Source organism: Polaribacter sp. ALD11 (assembly GCF_002831685.1).
GTDB lineage: Bacteria > Bacteroidota > Bacteroidia > Flavobacteriales > Flavobacteriaceae > Polaribacter.
In genome coordinates this window covers 3,164,005-3,184,441 of the sequence record NZ_CP025119.1, presented here as the reverse complement: position 1 = coordinate 3,184,441, position 20,437 = coordinate 3,164,005, and the positions used below count along the sequence as shown (strand labels likewise).

Below are 20,437 nucleotides of genomic sequence, written 5' to 3'. Positions count from 1 at the left end.
CAATTTAACCTCTATTTCCTCTAGACTAAAAATAAATTTTTAGTTAATTTCTAACGAAGTAAATTTAAAAGAAGTTCCATCAAATAAACCTTTGTCAGACAATTTTAAAGAAGGAATAACCAACAACGCCATAAAAGACAAACTCATGTATGGCGCTCTTAATTTACTTCCCATTTGTTTCGCCATTGTATCTAATTCTGCATACGCCTTTCCTACTTCTTCTGCAGATAAATCAGACATAATTCCGGCAACGGGTAAAGAAACTATTTTTTCTTCAGAATCATTTACAGCACAAATTCCTCCGCTATTCTCGATTATTAAGTTCACTGCCTTACAAATTGCCTCATCAGAAACACCAACGGCAATAATATTATGAGAGTCGTGCCCAACAGAACTTGCAATCGCACCTTCTTTTAATCCGAAGTTTTTGATGAATGCAATTGCTGGAACCTCATTTTTATAACGATTTACAACCGTCATCTTTAAAACATCTGTAGAAACATTAGATACTAAATTACCATCTATAATTAAAGTATCTGCTTCAATTTGATTCGTAACCAATTCGCCATCTAGAGCCTCTATAACTCTAATTTTTGCTGATGACGACTCAAATCTAAAGTCTTCAACTTTTTTTGTATCCGTATTAAAATTATTCAACACTTCAAAAGGAACCGATTTGATAAAAGATTCTCCATTTTTAGCAACCAATTCTCCACTAATATATGTTTCTAAAACATTGAATTCCTTTAAATTATCAACCAAAATAAAATCGGCATCATCTCCTTTACTTAGCAAACCAACGTCTAAATTGTAATGTTTTACAGGGTTTACACAAGCTGCTTGTAAGATCTTAAAAACATCAACTCCTTTTGCTACTGCTCTTTCACAAAGCTGATTGATATGTCCTAATAACAAATCATCTGGGTGTTTATCGTCGGAGCAAAACATCATATTTTCGAAATGTTCTGGCAATAAATTTATCAAAGCTTCGAAGTTTTTTGCCGCAGACCCCTCTCTAATAATCATCTTCATTCCTTTTTGAAGCTTCTCTAAAGCCTCATCATATGTAAAACACTCATGATCTGTAGAAATTCCGGCAGAAATATATTTCGTTGCCTCTTCTCCTCTTAAACCTGGAGCGTGACCATCAATTGGCTTGTTGTTATTTTTTGCATGCTGAATTTTCGCTAAAACCTCTTCATCGTCGAATAAAACACCAGGATAATTCATCATTTCTGCAAGATATTTAATATCAGGATTTTCCATCATCAACTTAATATCATCTGCATTTATAATTGCGCCAGCACTTTCGAAAGAAGTTGCTGGAACACAACTCGGAGCACCAAAATTAAACTTTAACGGAACTTTCTTTCCGTTTTCAATCATAAAATCGACTCCTTTTACACCTAAAACATTGGCAATTTCATGTGGGTCTGAAACCGTTGCAACAGTACCATGAATAACGGCAATTTTTGCAAATTCTGAAGGTACCAACATAGAGCTTTCTATGTGAATATGTGCATCGATAAAACCAGGTAAAATAAAGTTTTCTTGCTTGTGATCTGCTTCTATAATTTCTAAAATTTTGCCGTTTTTAACCTCGACTTCTCCTTTAAAAATTCGTTTATTTTGTATATCAACAATATTTCCTTGTACAATCATCCTTGAAATTATTTACCACAAATCTACAAAGAAAAGATTATATGAATAGGCACTTGACTTGAAACAAATAGAAGCCTTTTTAAACATTATAAGAGAATAAATTCTGTCGCCAAATTATCTAGATAAGCTCCTCCCTTGTTTCTATCATACAGATTCCTTCTTTTTTAAGTAACCCAAGAATTGGAGCATAGATTGATTTTTTAATTGGAATTTGAACTCCATTACCAACAATTACACCATCTAATATTAGCTTAACTGCCATTGCTGCTGGTAGCGCTACTGTTTTAGCTATTGAAGTATATTTATTATTTCCATAATCTATCATTCTAGAAGTAATGGTTTCCTTTTCTCCATTTTTCTTCGATATATTAAAAATATGCTGCATAATTACCATATCCCTTTCCGACGCGTCCATCATCATTTTTTCTATCATTAAATCAGAAATAATATCAAATGTAGAACTATTTTCTTGGGTTATAATTCTATTCGAATCTAATACACCCAACCATTCAATAGCTTTTAACCCTAAATGATTATCATTAATATTAAATTTATTTTTTATCTCCTCTTTTAAATTATTAACATCTAAATTATTTATTTCAGCCACAATTTTTGCCACTGATTTCCCTTTTACCTTTATAACATTATATGCTGTTAACTTTAAATTTTTTAATAAATCTAAAGAATCGCACCAACCATTATATCTAAAGGTTCCTCTATACATTGTTTTTACTTCGGGAATATTATAAATATCTATGTATGGTAATGAATTTCTATTCGGATAAACCTCCATTAGCTCTACTTCTGGGAAGTCAATTTTTAGAGGATTTTTAAATAAATTCTCTGTTGGCACTTCAATTACTTCGTTATTTTTAAGGTAGGTAGCGTCATTATTACTTGCCATTACAACTCCTTTTGGTGACCAAGAAAATTTATAACGAAAAGGATTATTAGATGCCTCTGGAGCACACAAAGCCCCGCACAATGAATAAAACTCATCTACTTTTCCTCCTTCATCATGAACTCTATCAATAATTTCCATTGCCGTCATGTGATCAAAACCTGGATCTACACCAATTTCATTTACAATAATAACATTAGCTGCCTTCGCTTGCGCATCCAATGCCTTCATTTCTTCTGAAACATACGATGTTGTTAACATATTTTTTTTGAATTGAATACATTTTTTAGCTACGGTTACGTGATGCGTGTATGGCAATAAACTAACCGTTAAATCATGCATTTTTATAAGATCATCTAATTGATCTAATTCATCAACTGTCCAACGAATTGCTTTACCATTTGAATACCCCTCTAAAACTTTTTCAGCTTTCTCTTTTGTGCGACTTGCAATAGTAACTTCGATATTATTATTTAACAAATAATGTGCTATTGGTTTCACGACCATTCCTGCTCCCAATATTAAAACTTTTTTCATTTTATGATTTTTGATTCTTAAATCTTTTTTTTTACTTAAACATCTTCTCATTCAAGCAAATATCTTCATCCTTTAAAAAAAAATAGTGTAATTTATCTTAAGCAACTACTTAGAGCGTTGCCTCTTCAAATTAATATCAATTCAAATAGATTTAATAAAAATGAATTTAGCTTAATCTAACAGTCTTAAATTCTCTTTAAATAACTCATTAAAAAAAGGGCAATCATAATTGAAAGCCCTTTTCTACATTCAAATAAAAATATTAATAGAAGAAAAAATAATATTCTTTTAGTTAACTTCTGAATTGTTCTTTACCTCTGTTAATGGAACTGGTAAATACGCATGGTTTGCTGAATTAAGAGATCTTCCGGCAGCATTCATAGCTGCATCTAACATTCCCCATCTACGTAAATCGAAAAATCTTGAAGATTCTAATTGAAACTCCATAGTTCTTTCATGAATAATTTGAGTTTTTACATCTGCTTTTGATACCGCAGTAATTGCTGGCATTTTACCATGCATTGTTCTAACAAGATTAATTAATGTAATTGCTTCTGCAGTATTAGCATTTTCATTTAAAGCTTCTGCCCTCATTAACAGTACATCTGCATAACGCATTAATGGCACATTTAAGTCGTCATTATAAACACCCCAAGTACTTTTAGGTATAAACTTTCTAAGAAAAACTTTAGTGTCTACTGCATCTACACTTCCATACTGCTGGTTAGATAAAAAGTCCCAAGTATAACCTTGCATGTTTGGGTTGTCATTATAATAATCTCCCTTGTAATATAAAGATGCGTATAACCTTTCGTCATAACCACCATTTGTAGAAGTTTTCCCTTCAGATTGCATTTCTGTTAATAAAGCCTGAGTAGCAGCAATACCTCCCCAACCATCATACATTGGGTCTCCAATAAACTTATGTAAATTGGTTCTATTATAAGCATCTGCAGACGGCGAATTAATTTGTATTTCGAAAATAGATTCTGATGAGTTTTGATTCGTTCCATCAAACATGCTTCCATAGTTTCCTTCTAAACTATATGCAGTTAATTTCATTACCGCATCTAATGCATCTGCAGCATTCTTATAATCATCAGATTCTGAAGACTCAACATCTCCTGCTTTATGCAAATATGCTTTCCCTAAATAAGCTAATGCAGCTCCTTTAGTCGCCCTACCAATATCAGAAGACCCGTAAGAAACTGGCAAATTAGCCGCTGCGTCTTTAAAATCTTGAAGAATAACTGCCCATGTTTCTACTCTTGTAGACAAAGCTTTATCTAAATTAGCTTCTTCAACAACACCTTTTCTTACAACAATTTGCTTATAGAGTGTTAATAATTTAAAATGATAGTACGCTCTTAAAAAAGTTGCTTCTGCTATAAAGTGTTTTCTTTCAGTTTCTGTAATAGTTGCTCCATCCATTAAAGCTACATTTGTAATTACTTGGTTTGCATAATTTAAACCTCTGTAATTTAATCTCCATAATAGATTTATAAATGTATGTCCGTCTGTATATGTTCCGTTAAACATAGACATCCAATGTGCATAATTATTTCCATCTACTCCTGGTAGCATGTAATCTGAACGATACCACTCGACTACTGAGCGTCCTTCTTGCCATCCATCCCAAAAATTTTGTCTTGCTTCTAATTCTGAGTACGCAGTTGTTAAGGCTGCTTTTGCATCTGCAGCGTCTCGCCAAAACAAATTGGATGATAATTGATCTGTTGATTCTCTTGTTAAAAAATCATCTTCATCACAAGAAACGATGTTTAATGCTATTAAAATGATTGCTATATATTTAAGTATGTTTTTCATCTTTAAAATATTTTAAAATTTAAGTTGTAATCCTACAATTACAGATTTGTATTTTGGATATAATGTTCTATCAATTCCTTGACTTAATACACTTCCTCCAACTTCAGGATCAAGCCCATTATAACTTGTTGCAGTAAATAGATTCTGCCCTGTTACATAGATTCTTAAATTATCTACCTTTAGTTTTTCTAAAACTTCATCAGATAAAGTATACCCTAATTGAATTGTTTTTACTCTTAAATACCCTCCATCATGTAAAAAACGAGTAGAAGCTCTATTATTCTGATTTGGATCTCCCAAAACAGCTCTTGGAATATTTGTGTCTGTATTAGTAGGTGTCCAAGCATTTAAAACATTAGAAGTAAAGTTTCTTGGAGCATCGATTCCTTGCATTTCAAAAGCATTACCATCATAAATTTCATTACCTCCAACTCCTTGTAAAAACACAGTAGTATCAAATCCTTTATATTCAAAATTAAAATTTAAACTGTATTCATATTTTGGTAAACCTGTACCTGCATAAATTAAATCATCTGAATCTAAGGCACCATCGTTGTTTTGATCTACAAAACGAATATCTCCTGGTTTTGCTCCTGGTTGTAGAGTTCCTGTAGGATCATGTGTTGTAATTTCTGCTTGACTTTGAAAAATACCAGCTGCTTCTGTTAAAAAGAAAGCACCTGCTTCATAACCAATTCTAGTACTATTTACATAATGATCTGAACCATATTTTAAACCGACTCCAGAAACCTCTTGGTCTGCATTTGATAAACTTGTTACTTCATTTTTTGTAGTTGAAAATGCTGCGTTTACCTTATATTTAAATTCATTTACAGAATCTGAATACCCTAACTCTAATTCTATTCCGCTATTTCTAAACTCTCCAATATTTACTATTGGATTATTAATACCAGCTGAAGGTGCTACTTGTCTTCTAAATAACAAATCTGAAGTAAGACTAGAGTAATAATTTGCAGAACCACTTAACCTTCTATCTAATACTGTAAAATCTATTCCTAAATTGGATGAGGTATTTGTCTCCCATCTTAAGTTAGGGTTGTTTAAATCTCTAGAAATAGCACCTCTTGTTGGTGTACCTCCAAAAACATAACCTCCATTATTATAATCTTTACCTACTTCTATTAACGGAGAATAGCCATAATAATTTAAACTCGAATCGTTACCTGCTTGCCCCCATGAAAAACGCAATTTCAAAGAACTAAAAATATCTTGATCTTTCATAAAACCTTCTTCTGTTACTTTCCAACCTAAAGCAAATGCAGGAAAAGTTCCGTATCTTTTATTTGAACCAAATTTAGAACTACCATCTCTACGAACACTTGCTTGAAATAAATATCTGTCTTTAAAAGAATAATTTACTCTTGCAAATTGTGATGCCAAGGCATATTCTGCATTTGTTCCTGTAGACGTTCTTGTTCCGTCTCCGAATGCATTTATAGTTTTAAAATTAGGATCAATTAAATCTGCTAATACTTGGTTTCCTTCTACAGTTTTATACCCATCTGCGACAGCATTTGTTTCTCTGAAAGGTTCGTAAATTTTAGAATACCCTAACAAGATGTCGAAAGCATGGTTTCCAATTTCTTTCTTGTATGTTAACAAAGCTTCCGTTTGAGTTCTTTTAAATTGAGAATTATACTCTGTTACTTGACCAAACTCATGTGTACTTTCTACAATTCTCTGTGCTTGAAAACGCTTTGAAAAACCGAAAGAGTAATTATTAGTAGTTGCCTGAGATACATTTAACTTAGCGTTTAAACCATCTAAAAGCTCGTAGCCCATTGATACATTAAATAAGTTGTATTGCAATTTGGTAGTTCCTTCTACAAAATTATTTATAGCTAAAGGGTTTGCTTGGTCTGGTATCGATGCATCTGTAGCATACCCATAACCACTTGTATTATTTGTATCGTAAATTGGAATTAAGGGAGAAATATGATATGCATCTCTTAAAGAAAACTTATATCCTTCTCTATTCGTTTCAGCATAAGTTACACCTCCATTTAAAGAAAACTTACCTTTCGTAAAACCTAAGTTTAGATTCAATGATTTTTTACCAAAATCTGACCCTAGCACAATACCTTCTTCAGAAACTTTATTTGCAGCTAAACTATAGTTAACATTGTCTGACGCTCCACTTACTCGAATACTATAGTTTGTTTGAACGGCATCATTCAAAATTTGATCTAACCAATTTGTATTTGCTGCAGTTGGCGCAGTTACAAACGATGGTAAAGCACTTCCTGCATTCTCAAACATTTGTTTATGAACACTTTTATACCCTTCTGCATCAAGTAAATTGTATGATTTTCTTATACTATTAAAACTAACATAAGAATCAAACTCTACTTTTGGCGCACCTGATTTCCCTTTTTTTGTAGTAATGATTACAACTCCATTAGCTGCCCTTGTACCATAAATTGCTGCAGATGAAACATCTTTTAAAATCTCTATAGATTCAATGTTATTCGGATCTATAAAGTACGAGCTAGCTTGTACACCATCTACGATGTATAATGGCTGGTTATTTCCATTTGTACCTACACCTCTAATTTTAATATCTACACCAGAACCTGGTGAACCAGAAGACTTTACTACTGTTACCCCAGCAACTCTACCTTGTAAAGCCTCAGTAGCATCTGAAACAGCAACCTTATTTAATTCCTCTGCCTTCACTTGCCCAACAGCTCCCGTTACGTCACTTCTCTTTTGAGTACCATAACCAACAACTACAATTTCATCTAAACTCTGGCTGTCTTCTTCTAAAACAACATTAATAACCGTTTGATTATTTACAACAACTTCTTTGCTTTTATAACCTAAATAACTAAAAACTAAACTTGTTCCTGATTTTACGTTTGTAATAGAAAAGTTTCCATTAAAATCAGTTTCTGTTCCTTTTGTAGCATTTCCTTTCGTTGTAATTGCAACTCCCGGAATTGGATTATTGCTTTTGTCGGAGACTGTTCCTTTTACAATTATGGTTTGTCCGAAAGTATTAAACATTCCTAAAAAAAGAAACGCAAGCAACATTACATGCTTTGCTCGAAATAAGTAATTAAAGTTAATTTGTATTTGCTTCATAATTGAATTATTTTATAATCCAAATATTGTAAAATTAACAACACCTCCCCAAAAAACAACCTTTACTTAACCTTTACAAAACAATAAAAACTTATATATAAAGGCTATTTTACCTAATAGTTTAGATTTTCTGTAAAAATTCCAATAGGTTTTCTTTTTTCTCTAAATTTAATTTTTTCCTCAAACGATGTCTACCAATCTCTACAGAGTTTAAAGAAATATTATTAAGATTTGCAATTTCTTTAGAACTAAGCTTAAGCTTCACCTGAACAGATAATTGTATTTCCTTCTCTGTAAGTTTTGGGTATTTCTCTTTAATTTTAAATAAGAAATCGCTTTGAAGAGTTTCTACATTTGTATGAAATTTCTGTATATCTTCATTAAAATCAAATTTAAATGTATATTCTTTTATAAGTGAATTAATGTCTTTTTTTAACTGATCTACACTTGTGAAATTTAAACTTTTAAACGATGTAGTAAGATCTTTATATATAGATGATCTTTGTGAAATAAACAATGCCAAATTTGTTAGCTCTTTCATTCTAAAATCTAATTTATGCTCAAGGTTTTCTCTTAAAAGAGATTGTGTTTTCAACTTCTCTTTAGAAAGCTTAGAGCTTTGCGTATAAATAGCTTTCTTCTTTTTAATATTATTTCTTAGAGATAAAACAATGAGAACCCCTATTACCATTAATAACACAAAACCATATAATAAGTACTTCTTTTTTTGAGCCTCTAAATTTCGCTGTTGCTGTAAGAGCTTTATTTCAGATTCACTTCGTTCTGCTTCATACAGAATTCGCATTTCTGTCAATTTTTCACTTTTATTATTCGAGAATATTTCAGCCTTCCCCATTTCATATTTCTTATAACTTCTCAATGCTTTTTTATAATCTCCTATTGCTAAATAATAGTTAGACCATTCTTTATCATTATCAATAATCCATTCTTTATTTTCAACAAACTCCATTATAATTAATCGAGATTTTGTTAGAAATTGGGCACATTTATTAAAATCACCAAGTTTTAAATAAACTTTAGCTAGTTCATTTAAAACTTCAACTTTAATTTGATTATCATTAATCTCTTCTGAAATTTTCAAAGAAGATTCTAAGAACTCTCTAGACAACTCAAGCTCATTTATTTTAGAATAACAAACCCCTATATTTTTCATAGTTTCTGCAATTCTACCTTTATTATTAAGTTCTTTTTTTAATAATAAAGATTTCTTAAAAAAAGACAAGGCTAAATAATAATCTTCTTTCTTATCATGAATGAGTCCGATACTGTTGTAACTATAAGCGATACGTTGAATATCCTTTATCTTTTCGTGTATTTTAAGCGTTTTAACATGGTATTCTAACGCCTTATTATAATAGCCTATATCATAATAAAGCCACCCTAAAGTTCGATATGTAAATGCTAAGTCATAGTCATCTCCAATCTCTTTTCTTACTTCTAGAGATTGCAACCCAAGCTTTAGTGCTTTATCATAAATATTATTAAACAAGTATCCTTGGCACAAGTTAATCAGTGCATATCCTTCTTGATTTTTATCACCAAACTCTAAAGACAGTTGTAAGGCTTCTGTTGCATACTCTATTGTTCTATCTGGGTTTACTATCCAATAAATTTCAGCAATTCTGTTTAATAAAGGAATCCTTTCTTTCTTTATCGCTTTTGGAAGAACAGTTAATAAGCTATCTAATTCTAACTGCGAATCATAAGGGTTTTCATCCCAGATGTTTTTTTGAGAATACACGCTACAACTTATTAAGAGGAGTATTAAAAACCTTTTTTTCATATCTAAAATTTAATTATTTCTTAATATCTACTAAAAAAAACATCAATATCTTTCTATTATCCAAACATAATACAAATTCAAACAAATAAATGCAATTTCACATAAAGTGTAAGGTAGTGTAAAGGTTAATTTTATTCAATTTTGATAAATAAAATCGAAATTTGCTTTTATAATTAAATATTAAAATTCAATTTTTTGAGTTTTCCTTAAAATTGATTGTAATCATTCAAAATAAAATATCTTGCAAAAATGATGAATAAACGCTCTACATATATCGCTTTGTTTTTATTAGTATTTTTCTTCTGCTGTACCAAATCAAACAAAACAAACAAAATACAACAAAAAGATTATTTAAATTTTAGTAAGAACATTTTAAATTATCAGATTACCCCTAAAAACAAATTTGATAAATCTGGATTGATGTTTTCAGACCAAGGTGCTTGGTTTGGTTATAGTTTTCCTGATTCTATTTCTGAAATAACAGGCTTTTCTGGTCCTTTTTTAATGACCCAACAAAACGGAATTTGGAGCAGTGCTTCATTAACTAATTTAGTAATTGAAGATAATAACTGGAAAACTCACACTACAAATAGTTATAATAGTCATTTAGAACAAACTTTTTTATCAGACAATTTAGAGTTAAAACAAGAACTGGTTTTTTCTTCTGGTCATACAGCAATCATTAAATCAACCTTAAAAAATAATAGTAAATCTAGCCAAAATATAAGTTATCATTTTGAAAACGAACTTTTAACGGCTGATGGATTGTCTCTTTCAACAAACAAGAATCAATTAACTATTGCATCTTCTAAAACAGATGCTGTTGGTCATATTATTTTCCCAAAAAAGGTTCAACTAAAATCTACAGACAGTACTTACAACTCTAATAAAGTTTCAATTCTATTAAAACCAAACGAAACAACTGAATTTACCATTTCACAAACTTTTATTTTTAAAGAGTATTCATGGACTGATGAGTTAAAGTCGCTTCAAGATTCAAATTTTCAAACTATACTAGAAAAACGAAAAGCAGAAAAAAACAAAGAATTAGAATCGTTAATTGAAAACAGAAAAGAACAATTCTCTGAAGATATTTATGCCGAAGTTTTAACAAAAGCACATTTAACTTTACAGAATAATTGGAGAATTGCTGCTGGTGAAGTAAAACAAGAAGGTTTGTTTCCTAGTTATCATTATAAATGGTTTAACGGTTTTTGGTCTTGGGATTCTTGGAAACATGCTGTTGGGTTGTCTTTTCACAATACAAATTTAGCAAAGAAACAAATGAAATTAATGTTCGAGTTTCAAAACGAAGACGGTTTTGTTGTAGATTGTGTATACAGAGATACTTTAATTGAAAAACACAATTATAGAGATACAAAACCACCTTTATCTGTTTGGGCAGTTGCTAAAATTTATGAAAAAGATACAGATATTGAGTTTGTTAAATATATGTATCCTAAATTAAAATTATATCATGAATTTTGGTACAAAAAAAGAGACCACGACAAAGATGGTTTGTGTGAATATGGCTCTACAGACGGTACTTTAATTGCAGCAAAATGGGAAAGTGGAATGGACAATGCTATTCGTTTTGATGATTCTAAGATTTTAAAAAATAGCGAAGGTGCATATTCTTTAGATCAAGAATCTGTAGATTTAAATGCGTATCTGTATGCCGAAAAAATATTTTTAGCAAAACTAGCTACTGTTTTAGAAAAAAATGAAGATGCTGAAAAATTAACAAAAGAAGCTGATATTTTAAAAGCTAAAATTCAAACACAGTTTTATGACGTGAATGATGGTTGGTTTTACGACACCTCTTTAGATGGGAAAACTTTTATTAAAGGAGAAGGTAGTGAAGGTTGGACAGCACTTTGGGCAAATGCTGCAACCCAAGAACAAGCGGAAGCAGTAAAAAATAAAATGATGAACCCTACCAAATTCTATACAAAAGTTCCGTTTCAAACAATGAGTGCAGATCACGAAAAATTTAATCCTTTAAACGGGTATTGGCGTGGACCAAATTGGTTAGATCAAGCGTATTTTGGTGTAGAAAGTTTACGCAATTATGGTTTTAATGAAGCCGCTAATAAAGCAACTATTCAAATCTTAAAAGGGGCTGAAGGTATTTTAGGCAAAGGAAAATCTATTAGAGAAAATTATCATCCTTTAACTGGTAAAGGATTGAATGCTGAAAATTTTAGTTGGAGTGCAGCTCATATAATTATGTTATTACAAAAAAATTAAATGAATTACAATCAAATAAATATAGAAACACAACAAGCAGAGGAAATTATTTTTAGCCTTTATAATCTTAAAGGGAAAGCTTCTAAACTTCCTGGTGAAATTGATTTTAATTTTAGAATTAAAGTTGAAAATTCTGAAGGGTTTATTTTAAAAATATCTCGTCCGAATGAAGATATTGATTATCTAGATTTTCAACAAAAACTATTACAATATATTGATTCAAATAATGAACATTTAATTGCTCCTAAAGTAATTAAAGATAGAGATGGTGCATCAATTTCTACAATTAAAGATGCTTTTGGAAACGAAAGAAAAGTTCGTTTATTAACTTGGATTTCTGGGAGAGTTTGGAGCTCTGTAAACCCACAGTTAGACAGTTTACGCTTTAGTTTAGGAAAGCAATGTGGTTTATTAACCACAGCTTTACAAGGGTTTAAACATAAAAAAGCAACAAGAGAATTTGCTTGGGATGTTGCACAATCTTTATGGACAAAAAAACACATTCAACTTTTTTCTGGTGAAGATAAGGAGGTTATCACCTATTTTCAAAAACAGTTTGAAGCTAAAAAACTAGCGTATAGTGCATTAAGAAAATCTGTAGTTCATAATGATGCAAATGACAATAATGTAATTGTCTCAGAAGAGCTCACCAACCCTAAAGTAAAAGCTGCTATTGATTATGGAGACGCAATTGATACACAAATAATTAATGATTTAGCAATTACTTGTGCCTATGCAGTTATGAATCATAATGATGCGCTGGCTGCTTCATTAGATATAATAAAAGGATATCATTCTACTTTTCCTTTACAAGAAAATGAGCTAAAACATTTGTACAACGCAATAGCAATGCGACTAGTTATTTCTGTTACAAAATCTGCTATTAACAAAATTGAAGAGCCAAATAATGAATATTTATTAATTAGTGAAAAATCTGCTTGGGAAGTCTTAAAGAAATGGAGAAGTATTCATCCTGATTTTGCTGAGTATTCTTTTAGAGCTGCTTGTGGTTTTGTTGCACATCCTAATGAAGAAATATTCAAAAAATGGACTCTAGAGAACAATTTTCTACTTTCTGATTTATTTCCTACTATCAATAAAAATGAAGTGCATCATTTAGATTTAAGTGTTTCTAGCAAATGGATTGGGCATCAAGAAAATTTTAATAATTTAGATTTATTTCAGTTTAAAATTGATCAATTACAAAAAGAAATTCCAACTAAAATTTTAGCAGGTGGTTATTTAGAACCAAGAGCTTTGTACACTTCTAGCACATATGATAAAATTGGAAATTATGGTAAGGAAAGTAGAAGTATTCATTTAGGTTTAGATTTTTGGTTACCAAAACTCACACCAGTTCACGCACTTTTTGATGGAGAAATAGTGATTGCTGTAAATGATGCTGGAGAAAAAGAATATGGTGGTTTGGTGGTTTTAAAACACAAAACATCAGCTTTTGAATTTTATACTTTATATGGGCATAACACAATAGAAAGTACTTTAAAACATACAATTGGCGACAAGGTTTTAAAGGGGGAAAAAATTACTGAATTGGCAAATTATCCTGAAAACGGAAATTGGGCACCGCATTTACACTTTCAAATACTGTTATCTTTATTTGATTCTAAAGTAGATTTCCCTGGTGTTGCTTATTTAAATCAGATTGATGTTTGGAAAAGTGTTTGTCCAGACCCTAACTTACTTTTCAAATCAGATGCCTTACATGAAAACACGGCTATTTCTAATGATGAAATCATTAAGTATAGAAAACAACACTTAGGTAAAAGTCTAAGCCTTCAATATAATACTCCAATTAAAATGGTTCGTGGAGCTGGTCAATATTTAATAGATCAATTCGGAAAAAAATATTTAGACACTGTAAATAATGTTGCACATGTTGGTCATGAACATTACAATGTTGTAAAAGCAGGTCAAGAACAAATGGCATTAATTAATACCAACTCAAGGTATTTACACGAGAATATTAATGCATTAGCAAAAGAATTAATTGAAACGTTACCCCCAGAATTAAATGTTTTGCATTTTGTGAATTCTGGAAGTGAGGCAAATGAACTGGCTATAAGAATGGTAAAAGCCGTTACGGGAGAAAAAGATATGATTGCTAGTGAGGTTGGTTATCATGGAAATGCAAATATGTGTATTGATATTTCTTCTTATAAATTTGATGGAAAAGGCGGAAATGGAGCACCAGAACACACACAAATATTCCCTTTACCAGATGCTTTTAGAGGAAAGTATAGAGGTAAAAATGCGGCATCTAAATACGTAGAAGAAGTTGTAAAGTGTATTGACAATATCAAACAAAAAGGTAGAAATATTGGTGGTTTTATTATCGAACCCATCATAAGTTGTGGTGGTCAGGTAGAATTACCAGAAGGTTTTTTAACAGAAGTATATAATAAAATTAGAGAAGCTGGCGGGATTTGTATTTCAGATGAAGTGCAAACAGGTTGTGGTAGAATGGGTAAAACTTTTTGGGGTTTCCAATTACATAACGTAATTCCAGATATTGTTACTATCGGTAAACCTTTAGGAAATGGACATCCTATTGCCGCAGTAGCTTGCACACAAAAAGTAGCTGATGCGTTTGCTAACGGAATGGAATATTTTAACACCTTTGGCGGAAACCCTGTTTCTTGTGCTATTGCTACTGAGGTTCTAAGAACTGTAAAAAACGAAAAACTACAAGAAAATGCGTTAGAAGTTGGCGAATTTTTTAAAGCTGAATTAAATAAACTTTCTAAAGAATTTCCAATTATTGGTGATGTTCGCGGACAAGGGTTGTTTTTAGGAATTGAATTGGTGGATGCAGATTTAAATCCCCTAGCCAAACAAACCGATTATTTAGCAAACAGAATGAAAGATCATGGTATTTTAATGAGTACAGATGGTATCGATTACAATGTTTTAAAAATTAAACCTCCAATTGTATTTACAAGAGAAAATGCAAAAGAAGTGCTGTTTTATCTAAGAAAAATACTAAAGGAAGATTTTATGAAACTACAAAATAAATAATATGAAATTAAAACTACTATACACCCTATTATTTTGCCTTATTTTTAGCTGTAATAAAAAACGTTTAGAAGCTGTATCAGCTCAAAAAAATCACTTTAATCATCAAATATTTGAAGAAAATAAGTTAGCCCCTAGAGCTACATATTTCACTTTTGAAAATTCGGAAATTAACTCAAAAGAAAATTCAAACCGTTTTTTAAGTTTGAATGGAGACTGGAAATTCAATTGGGTAAAAGATCCTAAAAAACGTCCTACAACTTTTCAAAACACAACATTTGATGATACTGACTGGAAAACAATTCCTGTTCCTGCAAATTGGGAAGTAGAAGGATATGGTCATCCTATTTATTTAGATGAACGTTACCCGTTTACAACAAAATGGCCAAGTGCGCCAACAGATTACAATCCTGTAGGAACTTATAGAAAAGAAATCACTTTAAATAAAGAATTCTTGTCTGAAGATGTTATCCTTCATTTCGCTGGAGCAAAATCTGCAATGTATGTTTATGTTAATGGCAAGTACACTGGCTATTCACAAGGAAGTAAAACGCCAGCAGAATTTAATATTTCAAAACAATTAAAAGAAGGGAAAAACTTAATCTCTTTACAATTATTTAGATGGTCTGACGCAAGTTATTTAGAAAGTCAAGACATGTTACGAATGAGCGGAATTGAACGTGAAGTTTACCTATATACTAGACCTAAAGTATATCTTTCAGATTATCATGCAAAAACAACGTTAGATACTTCTTATAAAAACGGAATTTTTAATGGTATTTTCTCAATTACAAATGATACCGATAAAGAAGTTACAAAAGAAATTACAATTTCTTTAAATGATGAATTTAAAGAAGCAAAAACGGTTATAGTTTCTGCAAATTCTACGCTAGACTTCAAAATTGATAAAAACATTGAGAATGTAAAATCTTGGTCTGCAGAAACACCTAACTTATATAATTTATATGTTTCTTTAGGTGATAATCAGTTTATATATAAAAAGGTAGGCTTTAAACGTGTAGAAATTAAAGATGCCCAAGTATTAATTAACGGAAAACCAATTTATATAAAAGGTGTAAACAGACACGAAACAGATCCTTTTACTGGTCATGTAGTTTCTAAGGCATCTATGGAAAAAGATATTAAATTGATGAAACAACATAACATTAATGCTGTTCGTTCCTCTCATTACCCCAATGATCCTTATTGGTTAGATTTATGCGATAACTATGGTTTGTATGTAGTAGATGAAGCGAATATAGAAAGTCATCCTTTGGCAATTGATGAGAAAACTCAAATAGGAAATGAAATGAGTTGGTTGCCTGCGCACTTAATGCGTACAAAAAGAATGTATTATAGAGATAGAAATCATGCTTCAATATATTCTTGGTCTTTAGGAAATGAGGCAGGTAAAGGCACTGTTTTTAAAACTACTTATAAGTGGTTGAAAGCACAAGATAACAACAGAATAGTACAATATGAACCTGCGGGAAAAGATGATTATACAGATTTGTATTGTCCAATGTACCCAAAACCTGAGTATTTAATCAAACATGGGAAATCAAATTCAGAGAAACCATCTATTATGATTGAGTATGCACACGCAATGGGAAATTCTGTTGGGAATTTACAAGATTATTGGAATATCATCGAAGAATACGACAATTTACAAGGTGGTTTTATTTGGGATTGGGTAGACCAAAGCTTAGAATATAAAGACAAAAATGGAAAACCATACTTAGCTTACGGACACGATTATCACCCAGATCTACCAACGGATGGTAACTTTTTAAACAATGGTTTGGTAGATCCGTATAGAAAACCTCACCCACATTTATCGGAAGTAAAAAAAGTCTATGAACCGGTTCAATTCAACTACTTAGGAAATGGAGTTCTAGAAATAGAAAATAAAAATTTCTTTGCAGACTTATCTAATAAAACATTACTATTAAAAATTTTAATAGATGGAAAGGAAAATATCTTGGTTAAAAATGTAGCCTTAAATATTAAACCACAATCAAAAGTACAAATGTATTTTTCTGAAATTCCAAATACATTTATTCCAGAAAATGAGGTTATTTTAGAAGCTAATCTTATTCAAAAAACAGCAACTAATATGATTCCTAAAGGGCATGAAGTTGCTTGGGATCAATTTATTCTTAATAAAGAAATTACTGCTGCTCCGACCTTTACAAACAAGGCAACTGCTTTAAATATAAAAAGCATTGAAAATGAAATTAATATTTCAAACAATTCAACTTTTTTAAAAATAAACTCAACCTCTGGAGAAATTATTTCTTGGGTCTTTGAAGGTAAAGAAATTACAAATCATCCAATTAAACCAAACTTTTGGCGTCCCCCGACAGATAATGATTTAGGAAACGGAATGGATAAATGGGCTAAAACTTGGCAAGATGCGAGTTACAATTACATCGCTAAGTTGATTAAAAAACCTATTCTAAACAACAAGGAAGTTTCATATGCTGTTTCCTATCATTTACCTAAAGATGAAGCAACCATAATTGTGTATTTCACAATACATAATTCTGGGGCTTTAACATTAGATTACTCTTTTAACGCCAATCAAAAAGAGCTACCAAATATTCCAAGATTAGGAATGTTTCTTACTCTTAATAAAGACTTCTCAGATATATCTTGGCATGGAAAAGGTCCAGAAGAAAGTTATTGGGACAGAAAAACTGGTCAGAAAACAGGCATTTATTCGGGTAAAGTTGAAGAGCAATTTCATGCTTATCCTCGTCCACAAGAAACAGGAAATAAAACAGATGTTCGTTGGGTGCAAATAGCATCAAAAGACATTAATTTAAAAGCTACAAGTCAGCATTTATTTAATACAAGTGTTTGGCCATTTGACATAAAAGAACTTGATTTTAATTCTAATGATGCTGGTAAATCTGCTTCTGGTTTGATTCCCGTAACCAAGAAACATGGCGCAGATATTAAAATTGGAAGTACAGTTCAATGGAATATCGATTATAAACAAATGGGCGTTGGAGGCGATACTTCATGGGGAAGATTCGTACATAAAGAATATACAATTAAGGCTAATAAGAACTACAAATACTCATTTACAATTGAACCAACTATAAGTCATTAATTTTTAAAAAAACTATTCTTTTTATTCAGTTTATATTTTTTTCTTGTAAATATAAACTGATTTAGGAATGTTAAAATTAAATTCATTATAAATCAAGAAAGCAATATTTTAATCTGTATAATCAGAGACACAAGTTGTTTTCTTATAGTTATTTAAATTAATTATAATATTATATATGAGTGATTTTAAGGGATAAAACCTTCTCAACTTCTTCGATCAGTTTAAAACGAATAGTGATTGTAAGAAATATTAAACGGAAAGATGGTTTTAGCTTTGTTAAGTATAACCATAAAAAAACACAACCAAGAAAGGTTTGTTTTACTGACTTATAATAGCTGTTCTCGTGAAGACCCTGTTACCTCAAAATCAGTTTTTTACAAAGTAAATTCTAGTGTCAGAAAAGCTTTTTTTATTGTTTTTGAAATGAGAATCATTATAAAAAGTACTTCTACAAGCTATGTCACAGTTCGTTTTGGAATCAATGAAAAAAGACAGCACGTTTATTTATGCTTAAAATTAGAGATGCCATGGAGAGTCGTGAAAATAATCCTATGGCCGGCATTGTTTATCTAAATAAATTTGTTCTTGGCGAACGAGAAAAAGATAAAATAGATAGGAAGTTATAAAGCAAAGAAAAAAAGGAAAAGGAAATCTTTTTAAAAAAGAAAGCCGCCTAAAATTATTTTAGACGACTTCTTCCAATTAATTCAAATAATTACTCTAATTTACATCCCAAAATACTTTTGTTCCTAAATCATCAAACTTAGGCAGACCTTGTTTAGATATTGCTTTATCTAACTCTGCTTTATTAGAATCATTAATTCCACTAGCATACCCCATTCTTACAGGAATAACTGTTCCATTTAAAGGAGATGAATGTGGAGTTAAAACTGGGTGATCTAATCTTCTCCATTCTGCCCATGCTTCAAAAGGTTGCATAAATAATGATGCCCACTTTTGTTCTGCAATCAACTTCATGCTATTTGAAGCATTCCACACTACAGCAGTCTCAGTAATATACTTATTGTAGTCATTGTTGCTTACACCCCACTGATCCATTGATGCTTTTATACCTTCGTAATAAAAAGACTTAGCACTTCCTGTCATCCATCCTTTTTCTACAGCTTCTGCCTTCGCAAAAGCAATTTGTGCATAAGTATATACATATCCAGGAGCTTCACTATTATTAGCAATATTGCCTGTAATGTATGATATATCTGCTCTATCTACATTGGGTGTAATTAAGTCATAAATCATTCCCACATATGTTCCGGGTGCATTTGGCACCTCATCAGCATATTTAGAAATTCTTGGATCATTTCTATTTGAATCCTGTAAAAAATCTACAAGAACATCACTTACAGCATAATCTGGAGCTCTATTACCGTTATATCTATCTTCCCATGGGTTGTCTGTACTATCATCTGATGTGTAAGCAAATTCAATATTATTAGCTACTGATGAAATAGCCCCAGTGATTCCTTCATTGAATTTTGTTCTTGCATAATCTGAAATTCCTGAAAGAGCAGTCATTTCTGTACTAACATCAGAAAGTCTTAATGCCATAATAACCTTTAAAGTATTACCAAATTCTTTCCAGCGAGTCATATTTCCTTCAAGTAAGATATCACCTGTTGGTCCTGAACCATTATCTATTTGAGCTAATGCATCGTCAATTAAGTTAAAAATACCATCATAAATAACTTCTTGACTATCAAATGAAGGCTCAGAAAATTCTAATGGTTTATTTGCTTCTGTAAACGGAATTTGCCCCCACCTATCTGTCATTGTATGATAGGTATAAGCTTTCACTAATTTTGCTACAGCAATTTGGTTTGAATTAGATCCAAAAACTGCTACCTGACTTTTTGTTGCTTCATTTGTATTTAAAGAAATGATGCGTTCTAAGTTATTTAAAACTCCTGTATAAAAACCAGAATAACCAAATTCTGCGGTTCCATAACGCTCACCATCGGTGTACTGAATATCTGCATAATGCTGCACATAGTACCCTGGTGTTAACGCTGTAGCCACATTTCCAGTAATAAATAAGGCATCAGATAACAATGCATTTGTTAAATCTTTTGTTGGTGAGTTTGGGTCAACATTTGTATCACCAAAATCAACATTAGAACATGAATTGAGTAATATAATAAGTACTACTATAAAACTATTTTTAATTATTTTCATTATTTTAATT

At 31.2% G+C, this 20,437-nt stretch carries 9 protein-coding genes; 3 read left to right on the top strand and 6 right to left on the bottom strand.

Annotated elements, in window-relative coordinates:
• Positions 1-39 precede the first annotated feature (39 nt).
• The 5 genes from ade to CW731_RS13830 form a co-directional block, all read right to left on the bottom strand.
• A complete protein-coding gene (ade, locus tag CW731_RS13850; protein WP_100947281.1) occupies positions 40-1,662 on the bottom strand; it encodes an adenine deaminase in 1,623 nt (540 codons plus the stop codon).
• A gap of 118 nt (positions 1,663-1,780) precedes the next feature.
• The gene (locus CW731_RS13845; RefSeq protein ID WP_100947280.1) at positions 1,781-3,151 is read right to left on the bottom strand and encodes a saccharopine dehydrogenase C-terminal domain-containing protein; all 1,371 of its coding nucleotides are present in this window, start codon (positions 3,149-3,151) and stop codon (positions 1,781-1,783) included.
• 237 nt (positions 3,152-3,388) lie between these two features.
• Positions 3,389-4,927, bottom strand: a complete 1,539-nt coding sequence (locus CW731_RS13840) for a RagB/SusD family nutrient uptake outer membrane protein (RefSeq protein WP_100947279.1) — start codon at positions 4,925-4,927, stop codon at positions 3,389-3,391.
• Between the two features lie 12 nt (positions 4,928-4,939).
• Positions 4,940-8,032 carry a TonB-dependent receptor gene (locus tag CW731_RS13835; RefSeq protein WP_100947278.1) on the bottom strand — a complete coding sequence of 1,031 codons (3,093 nt, stop codon included), beginning with the start codon at positions 8,030-8,032 and terminating at the stop codon, positions 4,940-4,942.
• 121 nt (positions 8,033-8,153) lie between these two features.
• Positions 8,154-9,836: a transcriptional regulator gene (locus tag CW731_RS13830; protein ID WP_100947277.1), complete on the bottom strand. Its 1,683-nt coding sequence runs from the start codon at positions 9,834-9,836 to the stop codon at positions 8,154-8,156.
• Between the two features lie 249 nt (positions 9,837-10,085).
• Here CW731_RS13830 and CW731_RS13825 point away from each other — a divergent pair, with 249 nt between their 5' ends.
• The 3 genes from CW731_RS13825 to CW731_RS13815 are packed head-to-tail and all read left to right on the top strand — an operon-like array spanning position 10,086 to position 18,237.
• Entirely contained in the window at positions 10,086-12,086 is a 2,001-nt protein-coding gene (locus tag CW731_RS13825) for a trehalase family glycosidase (protein WP_232734680.1), read from the top strand.
• Positions 12,087-15,122, top strand: a complete 3,036-nt coding sequence (locus CW731_RS13820; RefSeq protein ID WP_100947276.1) for an aminotransferase class III-fold pyridoxal phosphate-dependent enzyme — start codon at positions 12,087-12,089, stop codon at positions 15,120-15,122.
• Between the two features lies 1 nt (position 15,123).
• On the top strand, positions 15,124-18,237 hold the full coding sequence (locus CW731_RS13815) for a glycoside hydrolase family 2 TIM barrel-domain containing protein (RefSeq protein WP_100947275.1): 3,114 nt from the start codon (positions 15,124-15,126) through the stop codon (positions 18,235-18,237).
• A 720-nt stretch (positions 18,238-18,957) separates the two neighbouring features.
• Here CW731_RS13815 and CW731_RS13810 read toward each other — a convergent pair.
• On the bottom strand, positions 18,958-20,427 hold the full coding sequence (locus CW731_RS13810; RefSeq protein WP_100947274.1) for a SusD/RagB family nutrient-binding outer membrane lipoprotein: 1,470 nt from the start codon (positions 20,425-20,427) through the stop codon (positions 18,958-18,960).
• Positions 20,428-20,437 lie beyond the last annotated feature (10 nt).

What these genes read in the sequence shown, in the direction of transcription:
- CW731_RS13820 (WP_100947276.1), top strand. Translation starts at nt 12,087, where the DNA reads ATGAATTACAATCAAATAAATATAGAAACACAACAAGCAGAGGAAATT.
- CW731_RS13840 (WP_100947279.1), bottom strand. Translation starts at nt 4,927, where the DNA reads ATGAAAAACATACTTAAATATATAGCAATCATTTTAATAGCATTAAAC.
- CW731_RS13835 (WP_100947278.1), bottom strand. Translation starts at nt 8,032, where the DNA reads ATGAAGCAAATACAAATTAACTTTAATTACTTATTTCGAGCAAAGCAT.
- CW731_RS13810 (WP_100947274.1), bottom strand. Translation starts at nt 20,427, where the DNA reads ATGAAAATAATTAAAAATAGTTTTATAGTAGTACTTATTATATTACTC.
- ade (WP_100947281.1), bottom strand. Translation starts at nt 1,662, where the DNA reads ATGATTGTACAAGGAAATATTGTTGATATACAAAATAAACGAATTTTT.
- CW731_RS13815 (WP_100947275.1), top strand. Translation starts at nt 15,124, where the DNA reads ATGAAATTAAAACTACTATACACCCTATTATTTTGCCTTATTTTTAGC.
- CW731_RS13845 (WP_100947280.1), bottom strand. Translation starts at nt 3,151, where the DNA reads ATGAGAAGATGTTTAAGTAAAAAAAAAGATTTAAGAATCAAAAATCAT.
- CW731_RS13830 (WP_100947277.1), bottom strand. Translation starts at nt 9,836, where the DNA reads ATGAAAAAAAGGTTTTTAATACTCCTCTTAATAAGTTGTAGCGTGTAT.
- CW731_RS13825 (WP_232734680.1), top strand. Translation starts at nt 10,086, where the DNA reads ATGATGAATAAACGCTCTACATATATCGCTTTGTTTTTATTAGTATTT.